At 77.2% G+C, this 1,761-nt stretch carries 1 protein-coding gene and 1 pseudogene; both read left to right on the top strand.

The window, feature by feature from the left end; translation table 11 throughout:
* Positions 1 to 564 (top strand): annotated as a pseudogene (locus tag VR45_RS42575) (hypothetical protein); the annotation flags it as partial.
* Positions 561 to 1,727 carry a GNAT family N-acetyltransferase gene (locus VR45_RS23100; protein ID WP_045941731.1) on the top strand — a complete coding sequence of 389 codons (1,167 nt, stop codon included), beginning with the start codon at positions 561 to 563 and terminating at the stop codon, positions 1,725 to 1,727. The pseudogene VR45_RS42575 and the gene VR45_RS23100, both read left to right, overlap by 4 nt.
* The last annotated feature ends 34 nt before the right edge of the window (positions 1,728 to 1,761 follow it).

Raw genomic sequence — 1,761 nt, 5'->3', positions numbered from 1 at the left:
GAGCTGGAGGCCCTGGTGCACGGCACCACCTCGCCGGACGCCCCGATGATCGAGATCACCGGCACCGGCGCCGAGCCCGGGGAGGCCGTCCGGGCGGCGGACGCGGTGGCCCGCTCGCTGGTGGCGTTCGCCAACGGCAGCAGCAAGGAGACCGGCGTCCGCCTGGTCCCGATGGCTGGCGCCGCCGAGCCCGACCGGCCGACCACGCCCTCCGGCAAGCTGGACGTCGCGGTCGGCGGCGCGGCCGGGGTGCTGATCGGCGCGCTGGTGATGATGACCCGCCGCCGGGGCACCGGGACCCCCGCCGAGGAGGCGCCCGCCGCGGCCGGTCCTGCGACCACCCCGCGCCCGCGCGCCGCCGAGCCGGACCCCGACCCCGTCGACCCGGCCGGGCCGGCGAAGGCCGAGGTGGTGAAGTCCGGGTCCGCCAAGTCCGAGGCCGCGAAGCCCGACACCGCGAAGCCCGACCCGGCGAAGGCCGAGCCCGCCGCGGCGAAGGCAGGAGCCAGGAACGGGGCACGGTCCGACGCACGGGCCGAGGCGACGGCAGGGGGCGGACGATGAGCACCGAGGCCGTCACCCCCACCGCGGGCCTCCCCGCCCAGGCCCGCTCGCCCCGCTGGACCACCGAGCTGCGCCGCGAGGACGACGCCCTCGACACCCTCGCCGAGGAGTGGGACGACCTGGCCGCCCGCTGCCGCACCGCCACCGCCTTCCAGACCTCGGTCTGGCAGCGCTCCTGGTGGCGCCACTACGGCCGCCCCGGCGCCCTGGTGGTGCTGCTGGTGCGCCGCGAGGGCCTGCTCGTCGGCGCGGGCGCGTTCCGCCGGCGCGGCGGCCCGCTCGGCGGACTGACCGGCCTCGGCGCCGGACTGATCGACTTCACCGACATCCTGCTCGACGACGCCTGCGCCGACCGGGCCGCCGCCGAGTTCGCCGCGGCCCTCCCGCTCACCCGCCCCTGGCACAGCCTGGAACTGCGCGAGGTCCACCCGGAGGCGGCCGTCCAGCGGGTCTTCGAGCACTGGCGCGGCCGGCGCCACCGCTTCGCCGACTCGATCTGCCAGTACCTGCCCGCCGTCCCGATGGACCAACTCCTCAAGCGGCTGCCGGGGAAGACCGCCCAGCGCAGCCGGGTCAAGCAACGCAAGATCGCCGAATCCGGCGTCGAGGTGCGGTCGACCACTCCGGAGGAGGTCCCGGAGGCGCTGGAGGCGCTGCTGCGACTGCACTTCGTCCAGTGGGAGGAGCGCGGGGTGACGCCGGAGCACCGCACCGAGCGGTTCTCCCGGCACCTCGCCGAGTCCACCGCGGCGCTGGTCGCCTCCGGCGGCGCGGCCGTGCACCGGTTCTGGCTGGACGGCGAGCTGCTGGCGGTCAACCTGGTGCTGCTCTGCCCCTCCTACAGCGGCCTCTACCTGTACGGCGCGCACCCCCGGCTGCGGGAGCGGCTGGACATCGCCGGCCTGCTGTTCGGCGCCGCGCTGGACGAGACGCTGGCGGCGGGGATCCCGGTGATAAGCCTGCTGCGCGGCCAGGAGGCGTACAAGCAGCGCTGGCGCCCGGACCGACTGCCGAACCAGCGGCTGCTGTTCGGCCCGCGCGGTCCGGCCCCGGCGGCCGCGGCCCGGGGCGGCGCGGTCCGCGCCCGGCGGGCGACGGTCCACCTGCTCACCACCCGGATGCCGCGGCTCAAGGAGGCGCTGGCCGCCCGCCGCCGCAGCTGACCGCCCGCCCCGCTACCACCAGGGCCACCAGTGT

The sequence above is a fragment of the Streptomyces sp. NRRL S-495 genome, assembly GCF_000966955.1.
GTDB classification, from domain to species: domain Bacteria; phylum Actinomycetota; class Actinomycetes; order Streptomycetales; family Streptomycetaceae; genus Kitasatospora; species Kitasatospora purpeofusca.
Note: the sequence above shows the minus strand (reverse complement) of the source record. Positions and strands in the feature narration are given on the sequence as shown.